Raw genomic sequence first — 507 nt, forward strand, 5'->3', positions numbered from 1 at the left:
TCGAACGGAGCAACGGAACGCTCCTTTCGTCGATCGGCGTGTCCGAGATCACGTTGACGGCGACCAACTGCGACGTTGACAGCGTCTTCTACCTGTGGTATCTGCTCAAGCAGGACGTTCTCGATCGGACGGAGTACGAGAAGCTCGAGGACGTGGTCGGCCACTACTCCACGACGCGAAGCGACTACACCTCAGAGCTGACGGTCGAGGGACTCGAAGAGACTCCCGTGACGGCCGCGCTCTCGTTCTTCAGCCGGGAGGACAACTGTAACACCGAGATGACGCTCGGCGACTTCGCGAGGCGGAGCGGGCTGGAGCCGAACGAGGCTGTGGAAGCGATCGAGCAGCTCCGGCAGTGGCGCTACGAAATTCGGACGCCAGCGACGCACTCGACGATGGCGACCGCGGACGGGGTCGGCTCGAAGATTCTGTGTACGTACCCGTTCCCGGACCTCACCTCGACGTCGCACTTCGACGCCGATATCGAGCTCACCGACCTCCACGAGG

1 pseudogene is annotated in these 507 nt (G+C 62.7%); it reads left to right on the forward strand.

The features are described from left to right. Nucleotides 1-38 precede the first annotated feature (38 nt). Nucleotides 39-507: pseudogene (locus EXE44_RS18010) on the forward strand (DNA cytosine methyltransferase); the annotation flags it as partial.

It is taken from the genome of Halorubrum sp. SS7 (assembly GCF_005435055.1).
In the GTDB taxonomy this organism is placed as follows: domain Archaea; phylum Halobacteriota; class Halobacteria; order Halobacteriales; family Haloferacaceae; genus Halorubrum; species Halorubrum salinarum.